18 protein-coding genes are annotated in these 18553 nt (G+C 69.2%); 9 read left to right on the forward strand and 9 right to left on the reverse strand.

The features are described from left to right. Positions 1–65: 65 nt before the first annotated feature. The 5 genes from ACFKCF_RS21660 to ACFKCF_RS21680 form a co-directional block, all read right to left on the reverse strand. Positions 66–1859 carry a phosphoenolpyruvate carboxykinase (GTP) gene (locus tag ACFKCF_RS21660; RefSeq protein WP_394496092.1) on the reverse strand — a complete coding sequence of 598 codons (1794 nt, stop codon included), beginning with the start codon at positions 1857–1859 and terminating at the stop codon, positions 66–68. Between the two features lie 248 nt (positions 1860–2107). Next, positions 2108–2629, reverse strand: a complete 522-nt coding sequence (locus ACFKCF_RS21665; protein WP_394496094.1) for a hypothetical protein — start codon at positions 2627–2629, stop codon at positions 2108–2110. Between the two features lie 241 nt (positions 2630–2870). Then, positions 2871–4031: a C40 family peptidase gene (locus tag ACFKCF_RS21670; RefSeq protein WP_394496096.1), complete on the reverse strand. Its 1161-nt coding sequence runs from the start codon at positions 4029–4031 to the stop codon at positions 2871–2873. Positions 4032–4153: 122 nt separating this feature from the next. After that, positions 4154–4654 (reverse strand): transcription elongation factor GreA, encoded by a 501-nt coding sequence (greA, locus tag ACFKCF_RS21675; RefSeq protein WP_148437100.1) that lies wholly within the window; start codon positions 4652–4654, stop codon positions 4154–4156. Between the two features lie 108 nt (positions 4655–4762). Next, complete coding sequence (locus ACFKCF_RS21680) at positions 4763–5182, reverse strand: DUF4307 domain-containing protein (RefSeq protein WP_394496098.1); 420 nt, start codon at positions 5180–5182, stop codon at positions 4763–4765. A gap of 135 nt (positions 5183–5317) precedes the next feature. On the opposite strand from ACFKCF_RS21680, the gene mca reads away from it, so the two are divergent. The 3 genes from mca to ACFKCF_RS21695 are packed head-to-tail and all read left to right on the forward strand — an operon-like array spanning position 5318 to position 6698. Further along, positions 5318–6202, forward strand: coding sequence for a mycothiol conjugate amidase Mca (gene mca / locus ACFKCF_RS21685; RefSeq protein WP_394496099.1), 885 nt, complete (start codon positions 5318–5320; stop codon positions 6200–6202). Positions 6203–6236: 34 nt separating this feature from the next. After that, on the forward strand, positions 6237–6401 hold the full coding sequence (locus ACFKCF_RS21690) for a hypothetical protein (RefSeq protein WP_364844576.1): 165 nt from the start codon (positions 6237–6239) through the stop codon (positions 6399–6401). Beyond that, positions 6402–6698 (forward strand): GNAT family N-acetyltransferase, encoded by a 297-nt coding sequence (locus ACFKCF_RS21695; RefSeq protein WP_394496101.1) that lies wholly within the window; start codon positions 6402–6404, stop codon positions 6696–6698. On the opposite strand, the gene ACFKCF_RS21700 is transcribed toward ACFKCF_RS21695, so the two are convergent. Next, a complete protein-coding gene (locus ACFKCF_RS21700; RefSeq protein WP_394496446.1) occupies positions 6681–7829 on the reverse strand; it encodes a hypothetical protein in 1149 nt (382 codons plus the stop codon). The two genes, ACFKCF_RS21695 and ACFKCF_RS21700, sit on opposite strands and share 18 nt — an antisense overlap. 130 nt (positions 7830–7959) lie before the next feature. Between ACFKCF_RS21700 and ACFKCF_RS21705 the strand changes: the two genes are divergently transcribed. Then, on the forward strand, positions 7960–9912 hold the full coding sequence (locus ACFKCF_RS21705) for a thioredoxin domain-containing protein (RefSeq protein WP_394496103.1): 1953 nt from the start codon (positions 7960–7962) through the stop codon (positions 9910–9912). Here ACFKCF_RS21705 and ACFKCF_RS21710 read toward each other — a convergent pair. Beyond that, on the reverse strand, positions 9909–11906 hold the full coding sequence (locus ACFKCF_RS21710) for a transglycosylase domain-containing protein (protein ID WP_394496104.1): 1998 nt from the start codon (positions 11904–11906) through the stop codon (positions 9909–9911). The two genes, ACFKCF_RS21705 and ACFKCF_RS21710, sit on opposite strands and share 4 nt — an antisense overlap. 256 nt (positions 11907–12162) lie before the next feature. Beyond that, on the reverse strand, positions 12163–12642 hold the full coding sequence (locus ACFKCF_RS21715) for an Lrp/AsnC family transcriptional regulator (RefSeq protein WP_394496106.1): 480 nt from the start codon (positions 12640–12642) through the stop codon (positions 12163–12165). A 103-nt stretch (positions 12643–12745) separates the two neighbouring features. Between ACFKCF_RS21715 and hppD the strand changes: the two genes are divergently transcribed. From hppD to ACFKCF_RS21740, 5 genes are all read left to right on the forward strand, one after another. After that, the gene (hppD, locus tag ACFKCF_RS21720; RefSeq protein WP_394496107.1) at positions 12746–13855 is read left to right on the forward strand and encodes a 4-hydroxyphenylpyruvate dioxygenase; all 1110 of its coding nucleotides are present in this window, start codon (positions 12746–12748) and stop codon (positions 13853–13855) included. 34 nt (positions 13856–13889) lie between these two features. Then, a complete protein-coding gene (locus tag ACFKCF_RS21725; protein WP_394496109.1) occupies positions 13890–14330 on the forward strand; it encodes an RDD family protein in 441 nt (146 codons plus the stop codon). Between the two features lie 45 nt (positions 14331–14375). Continuing rightward, positions 14376–15788 carry a M1 family metallopeptidase gene (locus ACFKCF_RS21730; protein ID WP_394496111.1) on the forward strand — a complete coding sequence of 471 codons (1413 nt, stop codon included), beginning with the start codon at positions 14376–14378 and terminating at the stop codon, positions 15786–15788. A gap of 114 nt (positions 15789–15902) precedes the next feature. Continuing rightward, on the forward strand, positions 15903–16517 hold the full coding sequence (locus tag ACFKCF_RS21735; protein ID WP_394496112.1) for an RNA polymerase sigma factor: 615 nt from the start codon (positions 15903–15905) through the stop codon (positions 16515–16517). Next, positions 16514–17179, forward strand: coding sequence for a hypothetical protein (locus tag ACFKCF_RS21740; protein WP_394496114.1), 666 nt, complete (start codon positions 16514–16516; stop codon positions 17177–17179). The genes ACFKCF_RS21735 and ACFKCF_RS21740 overlap by 4 nt, the downstream gene beginning before the upstream one ends. A 60-nt stretch (positions 17180–17239) precedes the next feature. On the opposite strand, the gene ACFKCF_RS21745 is transcribed toward ACFKCF_RS21740, so the two are convergent. Further along, positions 17240–18409, reverse strand: coding sequence for an FIST N-terminal domain-containing protein (locus tag ACFKCF_RS21745; RefSeq protein ID WP_394496448.1), 1170 nt, complete (start codon positions 18407–18409; stop codon positions 17240–17242). Positions 18410–18553: the final 144 nt, after the last annotated feature.

The raw sequence follows: 18553 nt of genomic DNA on the forward strand, positions 1-18553 counted from the left end.
ACGGCCCCTCCTAGCGGTACGGCAGTCCGTCAAATTAGACGGAGCCGCCGTACCGCACAAGGGGGTCAGCCGAGCCGGTCCAGGAGGGCGTTGTACTCGTCCCACAGCTCCTTCGGCAGATGCGAGCCGAACTTGTCGAAGTGGGCCGGGATCAGCGACGCCTCCTCCCGCCACACCTCCTTGTCGACCGACAGGAGCGTGCGCAGGTCCTCCTCGGTGAGGTCCAGGCCCTCGGTGTCGAGGTCGACCGGCAGCAGGCCGATCGCCGTCGGCACGGCCTTGGCCTCGCCGTTGAGCCGGTCGACGATCCACTTGAGCACGCGGCTGTTCTCGCCGAAGCCCGGCCAGATGAACTTGCCCTCGGCGTTCTTGCGGAACCAGTTGACGTAGTAGATCCGCGGCAGCCTGGCGCCCTTGCGGCGGCCGATCTCCAGCCAGTGGTCGAAGTAGTCGCCCATGTTGTAGCCGCAGAAGGGCAGCATGGCGAACGGGTCGTGGCGCAGCTCGCCGACCTTGCCCTCGGCCGCGGCGGTCTTCTCGGAGGCGACGTTGGCTCCGAGGAAGACGCCGTGCTCCCAGCTCAGCGACTCCGTGACCAGAGGCACGGCGGTGGCGCGGCGACCGCCGAACAAGATCGCTGAGATGGGCACGCCCTTCGGGTCCTGCCATTCGGGTGCGATGGTCGGGCACTGGGCGGCGGGAGTGGTGAAGCGGGCGTTCGGGTGGGCGGCCGGCTCGCCGCTGCCGGGCGTCCAGGAACGGCCCTTCCAGTCGGTCAGGTGCGCCGGCGGCTCCTCGGTCAGGCCCTCCCACCACACGTCGCCGTCGTCGGTGAGCGCGACGTTGGTGAAGATGCTGTTGCCCCAGAGCGTCCTGATCGCGTTGGCGTTGGTCACCTGGCCGGTGCCGGGCGCGACGCCGAAGAAGCCGGCCTCCGGGTTGATCGCGTAGAGCTGCCCGTCGTCGCCGAAGCGCATCCAGGCGATGTCGTCGCCGATCGTCTCGACCTTCCAGCCCGGGATCGTGGGCTGGAGCATGGCGAGGTTGGTCTTGCCGCAGGCGCTCGGGAAGGCGGCCGCGATGTAGCGGGTCTCGCCGGACGGCGGCGTGAGCTTGAGGATCAGCATGTGCTCGGCCATCCAGCCCTCGTCGCGGGCCATGGCGCTGGCGATGCGCAGGGCGTAGCACTTCTTGCCGAGCAGGGCGTTGCCGCCGTAGCCGGAGCCGTAGGACCAGATCTCGCGGGTCTCGGGGAAGTGGCTGATGTACTTCGTCGAGCTGCACGGCCAGGGCACGTCCTGCTGCCCGTGCTCCAGCGGCGCCCCGACGGAGTGGACCGCCTTGACGAACTCGCCCCGTTCCTCGATCAGGCGAAGGGCCCTGTCCCCCATCCTCGTCATGATCCGCATGGAGACGGCGACGTACGGGGAGTCGGTGATCTCGACGCCGAGCTGCGAGATCTCGCCGCCGAGCGGGCCCATGCAGAACGGGACGACGTACATCGTCCGGCCGCGCATGCAGCCCTTGAAGAGCTGCCGGAACGTCCGGCGCATCTCGTCGGGCGCGATCCAGTTGTTGGTCGGGCCCGCGTCCTCCTCGCGCTCGGAGCAGATGAAGGTACGGTCCTCGACCCGGGCCACGTCGCTGGGGTCGGACTTGGCGTAGAAGCTGTTGGGCCGGGCGGCGAGCCGCGTGAACGTCCCCTGATCCACGAGCAGGTTGGTCAGGCGCGTCCACTCCTGCTCGGACCCGTCGCACCACTCGATCCGGTCCGGCTGGGTCAGGGCGGCGATCTCGTTCACCCACGCGGCCAATTCGCCATTGCTGGTCGGTGCGGGCACTTCCACGGAAACGGACACGACTGCGACTCCTCCACTCTCTCAGGGCCCAGTCATCATTAACGACGAAGCGGCATGAAAGCCAATTGGCATAGACCTCTTGGCCTGACCGTCGCCGCAGGCAGCGGCCCTGACGATTGGGGGAGCCTACCCAGCCCGAGCAGATTTAAAAGAGAATTAACACGCAGTGGTCCAGTCCAATTCAGCTGGTCTAAACCAATTTCCCAAGTGGTTTAGTCCATTTCCGCGCCCGTTTCCGCTGCGTGGTCTCAGGAATTGACATCGGGCCCGGCGGAGCGAACGCGGTCGACGTGCTGGAGCGCGTCCCGCAGGTCGGCGAGCCAGGTGTCGGTGTGCTTGCCGACCAGACGCACGCACCAGGCGAGCGCGTCACTGCGGCTCCTGGCCACTCCCGCGGCCACGAGCGTGTCCAGAACCTGCCGCTCCGTCTGGCGCAGCCGGGTCATCACGGGCACGGACAGTGTGGTGAACATCACAGTCTCGCCACCGCAGACCACCCCCCAGGACACCTTCTGCCGGAATTTGCGCTCGGCCTCCCGGGCGATCTCGATCCGCCGCTCGCGAGTCTCCTCCCTGAACCTCCTGGCGAGCCCCTCGACCAGAGCGGCCCGCTCGGCCTCCGGCACGTCGTCCGGGGGGTCGGGGAGGGTGCCGAGCACCGCGATCTCCTCGCGGTCCCTGACGATCTCGGGCGCACCGGTGAACCAGCCCTCTGGTAGCCGTCCGGTGAACCAGCCGTGAATGTGCGCGGTCTCGTCGTCTGTTGCCATGTAATCACCATTACACAGTTGCACGTGAAATGCACGCCTCGAAGGCCGTGTTTGTGCACCCCAGTGGCCCCTTCCGCCTCAGAGCTCCCGTCAGTCCCCGCACTGAGGGAAGGGGCATCATGCATGGGAGGGCGGCACGGCGCAGGCGCGCGGGGCGGCACAGTGGGGGTGCGCGTCGGTGGCGGGCGGCGGCGCTCTGCCGGCGGCGGCGCTCTGCCGGGCCGGCGGGGAGGCGGCGGGTTTAGCGGACCTTGGAGGCGGCGGCCGGGCTCACGCGGACGACGCCCGCCAGGTTGCGGGTGTGCACGGGCGAGATCTTGACGACGTCACCGGTGCGCGGCGCCTGGATCATCTTCCCGTTACCCCAATAAATCGCTACATGGGAGATGTAGTCGGGGTTAGTCGGGTCAAGGCGCCAGAAGATCAGATCCCCGGGCTGCGCCTGCGACAGCGGAACCTGCGGCCCCGTCACCCACTGCTGGTGCGTCACCCTGGGCATCCGCACCCCCGCCTGGGCGAAGGCCCACTGGACGAGGCCGGAGCAGTCGAAGGTGTCGGGCCCTTCGGCGCCCCACACGTACGGCCGGCCGAGCTTGGAGGCGGCGGCCTTCAGCGCCACGGTGATCTGCTCGCCCGTCATGAACGACCCGGAAGGCCAGGTACGGGTCTGGGTCTGCGGCTGCGGGAGCACCGGGTTGACCATGGCCACCTGCGTGCCCTTGGGCAGCCGCCGGAGGATGGCCCTGCGCAGGGTCTCGGAGTTGGTGTCGGGGGCGCTCACGATGAGGGCGTTGTCGCGCGGCAGCCCCAAGGTCCGCCCCACGTTCTTGGACACGACGGCGTCCACCGCGCCGAACCCGGTGGTGGCGTACGCGCCGATCCGCAGCGCCCCGGCCGGGCTCGCCACCCGCCGGTGCAGCGCGAGCCCGCCGTCGTTGCCGAGCACGAACGACACCGCCACGTCGCCTGCCGCGACGTTCTGCCAGAGCGGGTCGGAGGAAGCGGTCACCTTGGGCGTGTACGAGCGGAACGTGGACGGATTGACCGCCAGCGTCTGCACCCGCTTGCCGTCGAGCATGACGGACGCCGCGTCGGCCAGCTCCAGCGCCCGCACCCCCGGCAGCTTGGCCACCTTCCGTAACAGCTCGTTGGTGAACGGCTTGCGGGTCAGCACGAACAGGTTGGGCTTGTGCAGCTTCTTCAGCGGCTCCACGGGCTGGACGGTGGCGGCGGGCGGCAGTTGCTGCTGTCCCTGCTGTTGTTGCGGCCGGCGCTGCTGCGCCAGCGGCGTCGGCTTGAGCGTGGCCTGGGCCCGTACGGGCCCGGCCTCCTGCCCGGATCGCGCGAGCAGCAGCACGTCGGCGGTCAGCACCGCGACCAGCGCCACCACGATGAACGGCACCAGCTTGTACGTGTTGCGCCGCTTAGGAGAGTTGACCAGGAAGCTGAGGTCCTGCCGGATCCCTGAGGCACGCGAAAAATCCGCCGGGCCAACGTGGGCCCGGCGGTCGTCGTGCGGGGGTGTCAGTTGCCGATGTACGGCACTGCCTCAAGGATCTCGACCGTGTTCTGGCGGCCGTTGGGCATGGAGTAGGTCGCCTTCTCCCCGATCTTCTTGCCGTTGATCGCCGCCCCCAGTGGGGACTTCGGCGAGTAGACGTCGATCGGTGCTCCGCTCTCCTCGCGGGAGGCGAGCAGGAAGGTGACCTCGTCGTCGTCGCCGACGAACCGGATGGTCACGGTCATGCCGGGGCCCACCACGCCCTCGGCCTTGGGGGCCTCTCCCACCTGGGCGTTGTCGAGGATCTGCCGGAGGTGGAAGATCCGGGCCTCCATCTTGCCCTGCTCGTCCTTGGCGGCGTGGTAGCCGCCGTTCTCACGCAGGTCGCCCTCTTCGCGGGCGGCTTCGATCTTCTTGGCGATGTCGACGCGCCCGGGGCCAGAGAGATATTCGTACTCCGCCTTCAGGCGGTCGTACGCCTCCTGCGTCAGCCATGTGACGTTCTCATCGCGAGAGTCGGCCACGGGTTCTCCTTGCTTGCCTAGGGGGCCCTGAGATCACTTGAGGTTACGTGTGGTTGAATTGCGAAAGGCTAACAAGTCAACCGCTCCAACGCTTCCCCAAATGTCTCACTATACGAGATTGCAGTACTGGATGTGGACGGAAGTGGCCTGACCACTGGTGTCGAGGCTTTCCTTGATCTGCTTACTACCCCCGCCAGCCGGGATTCTTACTTCCTTGCTGCCCACTTCCGCGTGGTAGACGTCCAGCGCCCTGATCCGGCAGACGGCCACCCTATCGTCTGGCTTGTACACCTCAAAGGTGATCTCCGCGCGATTCGCGCTGACGACGTTGAACGTCACCACCTGCGACGGCGCCTCCGAACCGCCCGCCGTCATCGACCACATCACGTAGCCCCAGCCACCTGCGATGATGGCCACCAGCACGCCGATCACGACGTGGACGACCAGCCGCCCGCCTCGTTTGGGGCGATCGGCGAAGTCGTCGGGTGTGCCGAGAACTGGCTGGTTCTCGACATCTCTGGTCGCCATGGCGGAATCTCCCTGCACTCCCTGAGCGTTATCCGAGACAATTGTCGCCCGCGGGGGGTGTGCCCTCGCGACCGCCCAGCAGAAACTAACCTCTCTGGGCGAGTGACCGGTCCCTACTGAGGAGACATCGAGCCCGTGAGTGCACCGCTGAGGCTGATGGCCGTCCACGCCCACCCCGATGACGAGTCGAGCAAGGGCGCCGCCACGATGGCGCGTTACGTGCGCGAAGGTGTGGAAGTGCTGGTCTGTACGCTCACGGGCGGTGAGCGGGGCTCCGTGCTCAACCCGAAGATGGACCGGCCCGAGATCGTGGCGAACATCGCCGCCGTGCGCAAGGCCGAGATGGACCGGGCCCGCGAGATCCTCGGCGTGCAGCAGCGTTTCATGGGCTTCGTCGACTCCGGGCTGCCGGAGAACGAGGACGAGGCGCTGCCTGAGGGCTGCTTCGCCTTGCAGAAGCTGGAGGACGCCTCGGCGCCGCTGGTGGCGGCCGTGCGGGAGTTCAGGCCGCATGTGATCATCACCTACGACGACGACGGCGGCTACCCCCACCCCGACCACATCATGACCAACAAGGTCTCGGTGGAGGCCTTCGAGGCGGCCGGCGACCCCGACCGCTACCCCGGTACGGGCGACCCGTGGCAGCCGCTGAAGCTCTACTACCAGATGGGCTTCACCAAGGAGCGGTTCGAGGCGCTGCACGAGGCGATGACCGCGCGCGGCCTCGGCTCACCGTACGCCGACTGGATCTCCCGCTGGGAGGACCGCCCGGCCAAGTGGCCGGTCACCACGCGGGTGCCGTGCGGCGACTACTTCGAGATCCGCGACCAGGCCCTGATCGCCCACGCCACCCAGATCGACCCCGACAGCTGGTGGTTCGTCTGCCCGCGCGAGCTGCAGCAGGAGATCTGGCCGACCGAGGACTACCACCTGGCCCGCTCGCTGGTGGACACGGAGCTGCCGGAGGACGACCTGTTCGCGGGCATCCACGCCGAGGACGTCTCCCCCGCCTGCCACTGACGGGACCACGCTCCCCCAGTGGCAGACTGGAACTGTGAACGTTCTAGCAGCAGGTGATGTGAGTCCGGGCCTGCTCGGCTTCGTCGTCGTGGCCTTCCTCGGCTTTGCCCTGTACTTCCTGATCAAGTCGATGAACAAGCAGATGTCGAAGATCCAGGTCCCCCACGAGGGCGACGTGGACGACAAGAAGGCCGAGTAGATGCCGATCGAAGTTGTCGACAACTCGACGGAGAGCCGGTTCGAGGTGCTCGTGGACGGCAAGGTCGCCGGGTTCGCCGACTATCGCCTGCTGCCCACCAAGATCGTCTTCACGCACACCGAGGTCCTGCCCGCGTACGAGGGGCAGGGGCTGGCGAGCAAGCTGGTCGGGTTCGCGCTCCAGGCGAGCGCCGACACCGGCCTGCGCGTCGTGCCGCTCTGCCCCTACGTGGCCAAGTACATCGAGCGCCACCCCGAGTTCCAGAGCCTGGTCGACAGCTCATTCGGCAGCGGGTGACCAGGCTCGTTCCAGGGCCTTGGGCAGGCCCCACCAGCCCAGCGGGGTGAGCACCTCGCCCTGGTCGACGATGCCGAGATAGCCCCACAGGCTCACCACCGAGCCGAACAGGCTCTCGGTGGCGTTGAGGTCGTCGACGTCCTGCTCGTCGACGTCGATGTCCTCCGACTCGGCGATGAGCCGCGCCATCCGCTCGGGGGAGGCCAGCACCCCCGGGCCCAGCCTGGCCAGCGCCGCCACCCCGGCCAGCCAGTCGGCGTGCTGGATCGCGCAGAGGTTGGCCAGCGCCACGTCCTCCAGGCTGAGCTCGCCGTCCAGGTCGACGAACTCCTCCAGCAGGTCCGCGCTCTCCGACAGGTCCGCGATCGGCCCCGCGATGCCCGCCGCCACCGTCAGCCACAGCTCGCCGTCGTCGTCAGGCATCGGGGTGTCCTCGAACCCGGCGCAGGCCCGCAGCACGTTGGCGGGGTAGCCGGGCATGGCGAGCAGCGCGCGCAGGCGCGCCCCCGCCGCTTCCAGCTCGCCGGCGGGCAGCTCGGGCTGCTTGGGCAGGCCGGCGACGATCCGCCGCAGCTCCGACAGCGCGAACGCCTCCTCCTCGTCCCAGATCGCGAACGACTCCTCGTCCTGCTCGTCGCTCACCGCGAACCCGGGCACCCTGCCGTCGGGCAGCGGCGTGCCGAGCCAGCGCTCCTGCAGCTCCTCGTACGCGCCGCGGGCCGCCCGGTCGCCCGCCGCCAGCGCGTCGGGGTCGATCTCACCGGCCTCGACCCGCTCCTCCAGGTACGCGACCAGCCGGCCGAACATCTCCGTCGCCACGGGCCCGCGCTCGTCCTCCTCCGGCCAGACGAAGTAGCTGGGCGTCATGAGGATCGGCTCGGTGCCCGTGGACTCGACCCAGCGCTGCACGTCGCCGACCGTGGCGACACCCGCCTCGATCGAGCTGAGCGTCGCCTTGGCGGACTCCCAGAACGGGCGGGAGAGCGGGTTGCCCGCCGCCATCATCGCGCGCCGCAGGTCGGGCAGCGCCACCAGCGCCACCCCTGAGGGGACGGCCAGCAGGGCGCGTGCCACGTCCCTGCGGGTGATGGCGCCGACCGGGCGGTCGGCGTGTGCGCAGACGAAGTCCATATCCACGCCCCGTAACCTACGCCGTCCCGGCCGCCCAAGTCAGCCGCCCCCCGTCTACGCCGCCGCACACCGACGTCCCTCAGGGGCGCGCCCGTCCGTGCGGACTAGGCTGATCGAGGGAGGTCCTCTGATGAACCGCTTGAAAGACGCCACGAGCCCCTACCTGCTGCAGCACGCGGACAACCCCGTGGACTGGCACCCCTGGGGTGAGGAGGCGTTCGCGGAGGCCAGGCGGCGCGACGTGCCGCTGCTGATCAGCGTCGGTTACTCGGCGTGCCACTGGTGTCACGTAATGGCGCACGAGAGCTTCGAGGACCCCGGCACCGCGCGCCTCATGAACGAGCACTTCGTCAACATCAAGGTCGACCGCGAGGAGCGGCCGGACGTGGACGCCGTCTACATGGGCGCCACCCAGGCCATGACGCGCCAGGGCGGCTGGCCGATGACCGTGTTCGCGACGCCCGAGGGCCACCCGTTCTACTGCGGCACCTACTTCCCCCGCCCCCACTTCCAGCGCCTGCTCACCGAGGTGCACAACGTGTGGGTCGGCGACCGGGAGTCCGTGCTGCAGCAGGGCGCCAAGGTGGTGGAGGCGCTCAACTCGAACACCACGCTGCCCAGCGGGCCCGTGCCCAAGGAGGAGACGCTGGCGCTGGCCGTGCGGAACCTGGGCCAGGAGTTCGATGCTGTGAACGGCGGGTTCGGCAGGGCGCCGAAGTTCCCGCCGTCCATGGCGCTGGAGTTCCTGCTGCGCTCCGGCGAGCGGGAGATGAGCGGCAAGACGCTCGAATCGATGGCCCGCGGCGGCATGTACGACCAGCTCGGCGGCGGGTTCGCCCGCTACAGCGTCGACGCGGAATGGGTCGTGCCGCACTTCGAGAAGATGCTCTACGACAACGCGCTCCTGCTGCGCGTCTACACCCACTGGTGGAAGGCGGGCGGCGGCGAGCTCGCGCGGCGGGTGGCGCTGGAGACGGCCGACTGGCTGCTGCGGGAGCTGCGCACCGAGCAGGGCGGGTTCGCCTCCGCACTCGACGCCGACAGCGAGGGCGTGGAGGGCAAGTTCTACGTCTGGACGCCCGAGGAGCTCCGCGAGGTGCTCGGCGAGGACGACGGGCGCTGGGCGCAGGAGCTGTTCGAGGTGACCGGCACGTTCGAGCACGGCACGTCCGTGCTGCAGCTGCCGCGCGACCCCGGCGACCCGGTGCGCCACGCGAGCGTCCGCGAGCGGCTGCTGGCCGTCAGGGAGCGGCGCGTACGCCCGGGGCGCGACGACAAGGTCGTGGCCTCCTGGAACGGTCTGGCCATCGCGGCCCTGGCGGAGACCGGCGTGGTGTTCGAGCGGCCCGACCTCGTGGCGGCGGCCACGGCCGCGGCCGAGCTGCTCGCGAGCACGCACGTGGAGGACGGCAGGCTGCTGCGCACCTCCAAGGACGGCAGGGCGGGCACCAACGCCGGGGTGCTCGAGGACTACGCCAACCTGGCCGAGGGCCTGATCTCCCTGTACGGCGTGACCGGCGAGGCCAGGTGGCTCCGGCTGGCGGGATCGCTGCTGGACACGGTGCTCGACAGGTTCGCCGACGACACGGGCGGCTTCTACGACACGGCCGACGACGCCGAACGGCTCTTCCAGCGGCCACAGGACCCCACGGACAACGCCACCCCGTCGGGCCAGTTCGCCGCCGCGGGCGCGCTGCTCTCCTACGGCGCCCTGACCGGCTCCACGCGGCACAGGGAGGCCGCCCACGCCGCGCTCGGCACGGTGTCCGTGCTGGCCACGGGGCACGCCAGGTTCGCGGGCTGGGGGCTGGCCGTGGCGCGGGCGGCGCTGGACGGGCCCGTGGAGGTGGCCGTGATCGGCCCGGCCGACGACCCGCGTACGGCGGAGCTGCACAGGGCGGCGCTGCTGGCCGACGTGCCGGGGCTGGTGGTCGCCCGCGGCCCCGGCGACTTCCCCGAGCTGCTGGCGGGGCGCGGGCTGATCGGCGGGGCGCCTGCCGCGTACGTGTGCAAGGGGTTCACCTGCCGCCTGCCCGTGACGACGGTCGATGACCTGCGGGCCGAGCTGGGCGCGGCGGGCTAGCCCGGCTGCGGGCGGCCCGTGTTGCCGTCGTTGATCGTGTCGCCGCCCGTCGTGGGCTGGTCGGGCGCCTGCTGCTGCGTGGACGGCGGGCCGGTCTGCTCGGGCTGCTGCTGGTCCTGCTGCTGCCCGTCGTCGCTGGGCTGATCCGTCACCGGCGGGTCATCCGTGGACGGGGGCGCGGTGATGTCGGGCTCTGGCGTGTTGTCGAACCAGTCGTTCGGGTCGGACGGCGGCGTGTACTGCTGCTGGGGCACGTCCTGGTTCTGGTCGGGCGACGAGTAGTCGGGGCCCCAGCCGTAGTCGGACGGCTCGGGGAACTCCTCGACCGGCTTGCCCGCCATGGCCTCGGTCATGAACTCCCGCCAGATCTGCGCCGGCAGCTGGCCGCCGAACTGCGTGCCGTACCCGGGGATCGTGACGGTGGCGTTGTCGTCCCTGAACATGTCGACGGCGACGGCGAGCTGCGGGGTGAAGCCGTTGAACCAGACGCTCTTCGACTTGTCCGTGGTGCCCGTCTTGCCGGCCACCGGGCGGTCGTAGAGCCGGGCGGCGGTGCCGGTGCCGTACTTGACGACCTGCTGCATCGCGTACGTGGTGTCCGCGGCGGCCTGCTCGCCGACCACCCGGGTCGAGACCGGCTCGACGGTCTTCTTCTTGCCCTCGGCGTCGGTGACCGACATCACCACGTGGGCCTCCATGTGCACGCCCTTGTTGGCGAACGTGGAGAAGCCCGAGGCGTTCTGGACGGCGCTGACCGAGGAGACGCCGAGCGGGAAGGAGGCGTAGCTCTGCTGCTTCTCCAGCTGCGCCTTGGGGATGCCCGCCTTCTCGGCGACGGCGGCGACCTTGTCCAGGCCGACCTTCTGGCCGAGGTCCACGAACGCGGTGTTGACCGAGTTCTGGGTGGCCCGCACCAGGTTGATCTCGCCGTAGGAGCGGCCGCTGTCGTTGGGGATCGGCTTGGGGTCGGACGCCACGCGCATCGGCGAGTTGCCGTTGACCCTGGTGGACAGGTCGAAGCCGTTGTCGAGCGCCGCCGCCAGCGTGTACGGCTTGAACGTCGAGCCGGCCATGACCTTGGCCGAGAACGCGCTGTCGTACTGCGACTGCGCCGGGCTGCCACCGTAGAACGCGATGATCTCACCGGTGGCCGGATCGACGGCCGCCAGCCCCGTGTGGATCTTCTTGGGCGTGGCGTCGGGCAGCACGTCCTTGACGGCCCGCTGGGCGGCCTGCATGAGCTTCTTGTCGAACGTCGTGACGACCTTCAGCCCGCCGCCGTTGATGTCCTCGTCGCTGTAGCCGCGCCGGTTGAGCTCGGCCGTCACCTGCTCCAGCATGTACTGGGCCTGGCCCTTGAGCTCGAACGGCTTCTTCGGCGCCGCGAGCTTGGGGAAGCGCTGGGCGGCGACCTGGGCGGGCGTCAGCGCGCCGGTCTGGCCCATCGCGTCGATCACCGACTTCCAGCGCTCCTGGGCCGCGGCCAGGTCGGGACCCTTGGGGTCGGCGAAGCGGCTGGGCTGCTGGATCACCGCCGCGAGGTAGGCGCCCTCGGCCACGCTGAGCTTGTCGACGTCCTTGCCGAAGTAGGCGCGGGCGGCCGACTGGACGCCGTTGGCGCCGCGGCCGAAATAGATCGTGTTCAGGTACTGCTCGAGCACCCAGTCCTTGGACTTGGACTGGTCGACCTTGATCGCGATGAGGATCTCTTTGAACTTCCGGGTGACGGAACGTTCCTGGCTGAGGCCGCTGTAGTAGTTGCGCACGAGCTGCTGGGTGATCGTCGAACCGCCCTGGAGCTGCTGCCCGGTGATGGTGGACCAGACGGCCCGCGCGGTGCCCTTGGCCGAGACGCCTCCGTCCTCGTAGAAGGAGCGGTTCTCGGCCGCGATGACCGCGTCCTGCACGTGCTCGGGCACCTTGGCCAGCTCGACGATCTTGCGGTCGATGCCCCGGCGGGCGAGCACGGTCTTGCCGTCGCGGTAATAGATCACCGAACCCTGCGCGGTGGCCTGTTTCTGCGTGGAATCGGGAATAGGGGTCAGGGCCCATGCGACCGCGAAAAGCCCGACGAGTACGAGGATTCCCGCACCAAATGAAATCAGTAGAAGTCGGAGAACTCGCCGCTTTCGCATCCCGTTACCACCACCGCTCCGCACCCTCGACCCCCCTTGTCCACCCCCGATGCGCTGGGCGAATGTCAAGGCTAAACGATCGATAACGGTGCCTCGTCCCCTAGCGATAGTACGGCTAGCGGTCGCCCCGGCGCGGAACATCGGCGACCAACGGCAGCACTCGATAGGGAACCGGGGTGTCCAGGGCGATGATCGAATTAGTCCGGAGCACACCCTGTACATCGACGATTCGGTCGATAACCCGCTGCAAATCGGCATTTGTCCGCGCCACCACGCGGCAGAGAAGATCGCTGTCGCCGGTGATCGTGTACACCTCCAGCACCTCCGGGATGGCGGCCAGCCGGTCGGCCACCGGGTCGTGCCCGGCGATCTGCCTGATCTCCATGCTCACGAACGCGGTGACGTCGTAGCCGAGCGCCTCCGGCGACACGTCGGGCCCGAATCCGGTGATCACGCCCCTGGCGATCAACCGGTCCAGCCGGGCCTGGACGGTGCCGCGGGCCACGCCGAGCCGGCGCGAGCACTCGAGCACCCCGAGGCGGGGCTCCTCCGTCATGAGGGAGATCAATCTGGCGTCCAGCTCATCGATCGTCATACTGTACAGATTTACCGAATATTCCGGAGGGCCGCTAGACAGGTTGTCCACTGATTGAAGTAACTCTTGCGCACCGAGCCCAGGGATATCGAGAGTTGCCGGTATGAATGATGTCTTTCCGGTCAACGGCATGGACGCCGTCGTGTTCGCCGTCGGCAACGCCAAGCAGGCCGCCCACTACTACTCGACCGCGTTCGGCATGAGGTTGACGGCCTACCGCGGGCCCGAGAACGGCAGCCGGGACGAGGTCGCGTACGTGCTGGTCTCGGGCGGCGCCACGTTCGAGTTCCGGGCCGCGGTACGCCCGGGCACGGATCTGGCCAGGCACGTCGCCGAGCACGGCGACGGGGTGATCGACCTGGCGATCGAGGTGCCCGACGTGGAGGCGGGGTACGCGTACGCGATCGCCCACGGGGCCAAGGGGCTGGCGGAGCCGTACACGATGGAGGACGAGCACGGCAAGGTGCAGGTCGCGGCCATCGCCACCTACGGCGAGACGCGCCACACGCTGGTCGACAGGTCCAACTACGGCGGCCCCCACCTGCCCGGTTACGTGGCCGCCGAGCCGCTGGTGGCCCCGCCGGCGACGAAGGGCGGGCGGCTCTTCCAGGCGATCGACCACTGCGTCGGCAACGTCGAGCTGGGCAAGATGGACGAGTGGGTGGAGTTCTACCGGAAGGTGATGGGCTTCACGAACATGGCGGAGTTCGTCGGCGACGACATCGCCACCGACTACTCGGCGCTCATGTCCAAGGTCGTCGCCGACGGCACGCGCAAGGTCAAGTTCCCGCTCAACGAGCCGGCCGTCAGCCGCAGGAAGTCGCAGATCGACGAGTTCCTGGAGTTCTACGGCGGTCCGGGGGTGCAGCACATCGCCCTGGCCACCAACGACATCCTGACCACGGTCGACCACATGCGGGCGGCCGGCGTGCAGTTCCTGGACACGCCCGACTCCTACTACGACGACCCCGAGCTGCGGGAGCGCATCGGGAAGGTGCGGGCGCCGATCGAGGAGCTGAAGCGGCGCAAGATCCTCGTGGACCGCGACGAGGACGGCTACCTGCTGCAGATCTTCACCAAGCCGGTGCAGGACAGGCCCACGGTCTTCTTCGAGTTGATCGAGCGGCACGGCTCGCTCGGGTTCGGCAAGGGCAACTTCAAGGCCCTGTTCGAGGCGATCGAGCGAGAGCAGGAACGAAGGGGCAACCTTTAGTTTGTCCCGACTTAGTGGTGGTCATCAGGACATCATGGGATCACCACCGGGACTGGCGGGACGCTGGCGACGGTTGTTCGCCGGCGTCCTCGACTGGCTCGTAGTCAACGCCATCTCCGCCCCCTTCAGCTGGTCGAGCTGGGAGTACGTCTGGGACCGGAGCAGAGGGGCCTGGGACCGTTACCCGGTGGAGCACACCTTCCTGGCCGGACTCGTGGCGTTCCTGTACTTCTGGCTCCTGCACGCCTTCTGGAACGGCCAGACCCTCGGCAAAAAGCTGTTCGGCATGCGGGTCGTGCAGGAGAACGGCGCGCCGATCACCGTGGCGCAGGCCGCGGTGCGACAGATCGTGGAGACCGTGCTCGCGTGGGTCTGCTGCGTGGGCTCCCTCGTGGACCTCGGCTGGATCCTTTTCGACCCTCGCAAACAGGCGGTACATGACAAGGCCGCCAGGACGGTCGTGGTGAATGCCTGACTCAGCGTAAGATTTTGGTCACGATCCGAAGGGGGCGCGTTGCCGATGCGTATCGACAAGCGCGGGGTGGCACTGCTGGCAACGCTGAGCGTGCTGGCCTGTGCGCCCACCGATGGCCAAGCGGCGCACGCGGACGACCCGCCCGCCGTCACCGACTACCGACCGGGCGCCGCCGGCATCGGCGACGTCGACTTCCCCAAGGACGGCAACGGCGGCTACGACGTCTCCCACTACGATCTGGCCGTCGACTACACCCCGAAGACCAAGCAGCTGGAGGGGCGGACCACCATCCAGGCCGCCGCCACCCAGAACCTGTCCAGTTTCAACCTCGACCTCACCGGCTACACCGTCCGCCAGGTCACCGTCGACAACGCGGCGGCGAGGTTCAGGCGGGAGGGCGACGAGCTCACCGTGACCCCCTCCCGCCCGCTCGGCAACCGGTCCCGCTTCACCGTCAAGATCGTCTACGCCGGGCAGCCCAGGGCCGCCCAGGACAGCGCCAACCTCGGCACGTACGGGTTCATCCCGACCCCGGACGGCGCGTTCGTGGCCTCCGAGCCCAACGGCTCCAAGACCTGGTTCCCCAACAACGACCACCCGGCCGACAAGGCCACGTTCAACTTCGCGATCACCGTGCCCGCCGGGCTGACCGCCGTGGCCAACGGGGAGCTCCAGGGGCGGCCCACGACCGCCGGCGGCAAGACCACCTACCGGTGGCGCGAGCTCCACCCGATGGCCACCTACCTGGCGACCGCCACGCTCGGCAAGTTCGACCTGCGCCAGGGCCGCACGCCGGGAGGCATCCCGGAGCTCGCCGCCGTCGATCCCAGGTTCAAGGGCTCGCTCGACAAGCTCTACAAGATCTCCGGCGAGGTCACCGACTACTGGTCGACCGTCTTCGGCCCCTACCCGTTCTCCTCGACCGGCGGCGTCATCGACGACTACGCGGCCGGCTACGCGCTGGAAAACCAGACCAAGCCGCTCTACGGGGGCTTCGAGCCCGAGGCGACCATCATCGCGCACGAGCTGGCCCACCAGTGGTTCGGCGACAGCCTGACCATCACGCGCTGGAAGGACCTCTGGCTCAACGAGGGCTTCGCCACGTACGCGGAGTGGCTGTGGCAGGAGCACAAGGGCACGAAGACCGCTGCGGCCATCTTCAACGAGCTGCACGCCCGCCCGGCCGACGATCCGATGTGGGCCTACCCGCCGGGGCGGGCCAAGCCCAGCGACCTGTTCAACGCCTCGGTCTACACGCGCGGCGGCATGACGCTGCAGGCCCTGCGCGAGGCGATCGGCGACGACACCTTCTTCAGGCTGCTCAAGACGTGGACCGCCGAGCACCGCTACGGTCACGTCACGACGCAGGAGTTCATCGACCTCGCCGAGCGGCTGTCGGGCAAGGACCTCCGCCCGCTCTTCGACGCCTGGCTCTTCCAACCCCGCCGCCCCGCCTGATCCGCCGGGCCTGGCCCGCCGGGCCTGGTCCGGTGAGCCTGACCTGGGCGGAAACGCTTCTCGTCGCTCGATCCAAGTACGGATGTAAGGCGAACGACGAAGGGAGCGAGGCCAGTGCGCCTCAACGAAGACCCCGCGGCCTTTGAGGCCTTCTATCGCCGCCACGTCGATGCCGTCATGCGTTTCGTGGTCCGGCGGGTGAGCGACCCTCACCTCGCCGCCGACCTGACGGCGGACATCTTCCTGGCGGCCCTTGACTCGGCGCACACCTACGTGCCGGGCCGGGGCACCGAGATCGCCTGGCTGTACGGCGTCGCGCGCAACGTCGTGTCGGCCCAGCACCGGCAGGCGGCCAGGGAGGCGCGGGCGACCGGCCGCGTCGCAGGCCGCCGGCTGATGGACGACGACGACCTCGTGCGGATGGAGGAGCGAATCGACGCCGAGCGCCGGATGCGCGGCTCCCTGGAGGCCATGCGCGGCCTGCCGGAGGGCGAGCGCGCGGTGCTGGAGCTCGTCGCGATCGACCAGCTCACCGTCGCCGAGGTCGCCGCCGCTCTGGGGATCAGGCAGGTGACCGTACGGGTCAGACTGCACCGGGCAAGACGCGCCTTGGAACGCGTCGATGGGAGGGATCCGCAACGAGGCGAGGACCTCCATCTCAGCCCACCGAGCGCGGCTCGGCCGGAAAGCGCGCCGTCGGCACCCGTGTACGTGGAGGGACAGGCATGAGCAATTTCGAAGAGCGCCTTCTCAGTGCACTCAAGGAAGAGATCGCGACGAGAACGGCGGAGGACGACGTGACGACGACTGTGACACCGGCCAGGACCGGCGGCTCCCGGCGGCGCTACGTGGGGCTGGCCGCCGCGCTTGCGGGGGTCGCGGCGGCCGCCACCGCGGCGGCGGTGGTGCTGACCGGGCTCTCCGGCAGCCCGGCGTACGCGGTCACCACGGGGGCCGACGGAGTGATCACCGTGAGGATCAACAAGTTCGACGAGCCCGAGGGGCTGCAGGCCGATCTGGCCGCGGCGGGGATCAAGGCGATCGTCGACTACCTGCCCGAGGGGCAGACCTGCAAGGAGCCGCGTGGCGCGAACGCCAGCGGTCCGAGGGAGTTCGCGGTGAACTTCGGCCGGTCGAGCGGCGTGACCTCGTTCATGATCGAGAAGGGAGAGATGCCGGCGGATGCGACGCTGGTGCTGGCCGTCTCGAAGAGCAAGGCCGGCGACGACCAGCCGCCGTTCGGGATGTCGCTCTCGGTGGTGAAGGGGCCGGTCGCGCCCTGCGAGCCGACCGCGATGCCCGATCCCGGCACCCGGGACGGCGGGGCCGGGTTCCACACCAAGACCGGGGTCGAGAGCCAGGGTCCAAGCAACGACTCGGCGACGGAGTAACGGTCCAGGCCCGGTGGCCCTCCCGAGCAGACGGGGCCACCGGGTCCTCGGACGTGCGTGTCACGGCCCGGGGCTGGAGAACACCAGGACGGACGCCGTGAACCCGTGCACATGGTTGTGGCCGGCCACCGGCCCGACCTCGCCGGCGGCGAAGAAGCCGGCCATGCCGATCGGCCCCAGCGTGTCGCGCAGGGCGACCGGGTCGTGGTCGGCCGTGCCGAACATGGCCGAGCCCCGCCCGTTGCACGAGAACAGCAGCGCCCCGTCCACCTTGCCGAGCTGCTCCCGATGGGCGTCGAGCAGGTCGTACAGGTCCTCGTCGGCGGTGGCCGCGTCACGCACCTGGAAGCGCACGGTCCTGCCGATCTCCACGATGTCGCCGATGGCCACGGCCTCGCGTTCAGGGTCGATGCCGATGACTCCCCTGATGAGGAAGTCGCCGCGTTCGTGGCGCTCGGCGTACTCGTCCATGGCCACGCCGATCTGCAGGCCGGAGGCGACCAGCTCGCGGTCGTCCTCGTCCAGCTCGCTGACGATGTCCTCCAGCCGGGCCAGCGCGGGCTGCCCGGCCAGCTCCAGCAGCAGGTTGTCCTCCGACGCGGTGACGACCATGCTGGGGCCGATCGGGCGGCAGCCCTGGCTGACGACGGTGCTGATCCTGACCGGGCCGCTGAGCAGCACGCCGATCGCGCCCTCGGTGTAGACCTCGCCGTCGGCGAACAGCCGCACGGAGCCCCGTCCCTGCAACCCGTTGGCCAGCCCGCCGATCAACGGCAGGTCGCCGAGCACATCGACGGAGCGCTCGACGAAGGCGTCGGTCGGAAACGTGTACGGGTCGGCCAGCAGGATCGCCACATGATCATCGGCGCCCCGCTCGGGCAGCCCGACCACCACGAACCTGTCCTCGGCCGCCAGCGTCTCCAGCTGGAAGGTCGTCAGCCTGGCGCCGTCCAGGGTCGCCGCCCACGCGCTCACCGCGGGCAGCAGCTCGACCCCCTGTCCGTCGCCGATCACCCCCGTGGCACTGCATCCGACCACGTGCGCGTCGGGCGCGAGCCTCATAGCGGCCTCACCGGCCCGCGCGACGTCCTCGGGATCATCGCCGCAGATGAAGAAACAGACCAGGTCGGCCCGGCCGCTGAGCCTCGACAGGGCCTGGCCGACGGCGGTCTCCGCGGCCCCCACCAGGTCGGAACCCACGGCGAGGCCGTCGGCGAAGCGGCTAGTCATAACGGCCACGAGTCTCGCCTCCCTCGACATGTCAAAGCTCCCTAGGCCCGATTCTCCCCACTAAAAGGACAAGCACGCGCACGAAACGTCACGCAATGGTCGAGATCCGAAATCTGCGCCAGATGCGAAACTCTCTGCCGCATT

It is taken from the genome of Nonomuraea sp. JJY05, assembly GCF_043496855.1.
Lineage (GTDB): Bacteria > Actinomycetota > Actinomycetes > Streptosporangiales > Streptosporangiaceae > Nonomuraea.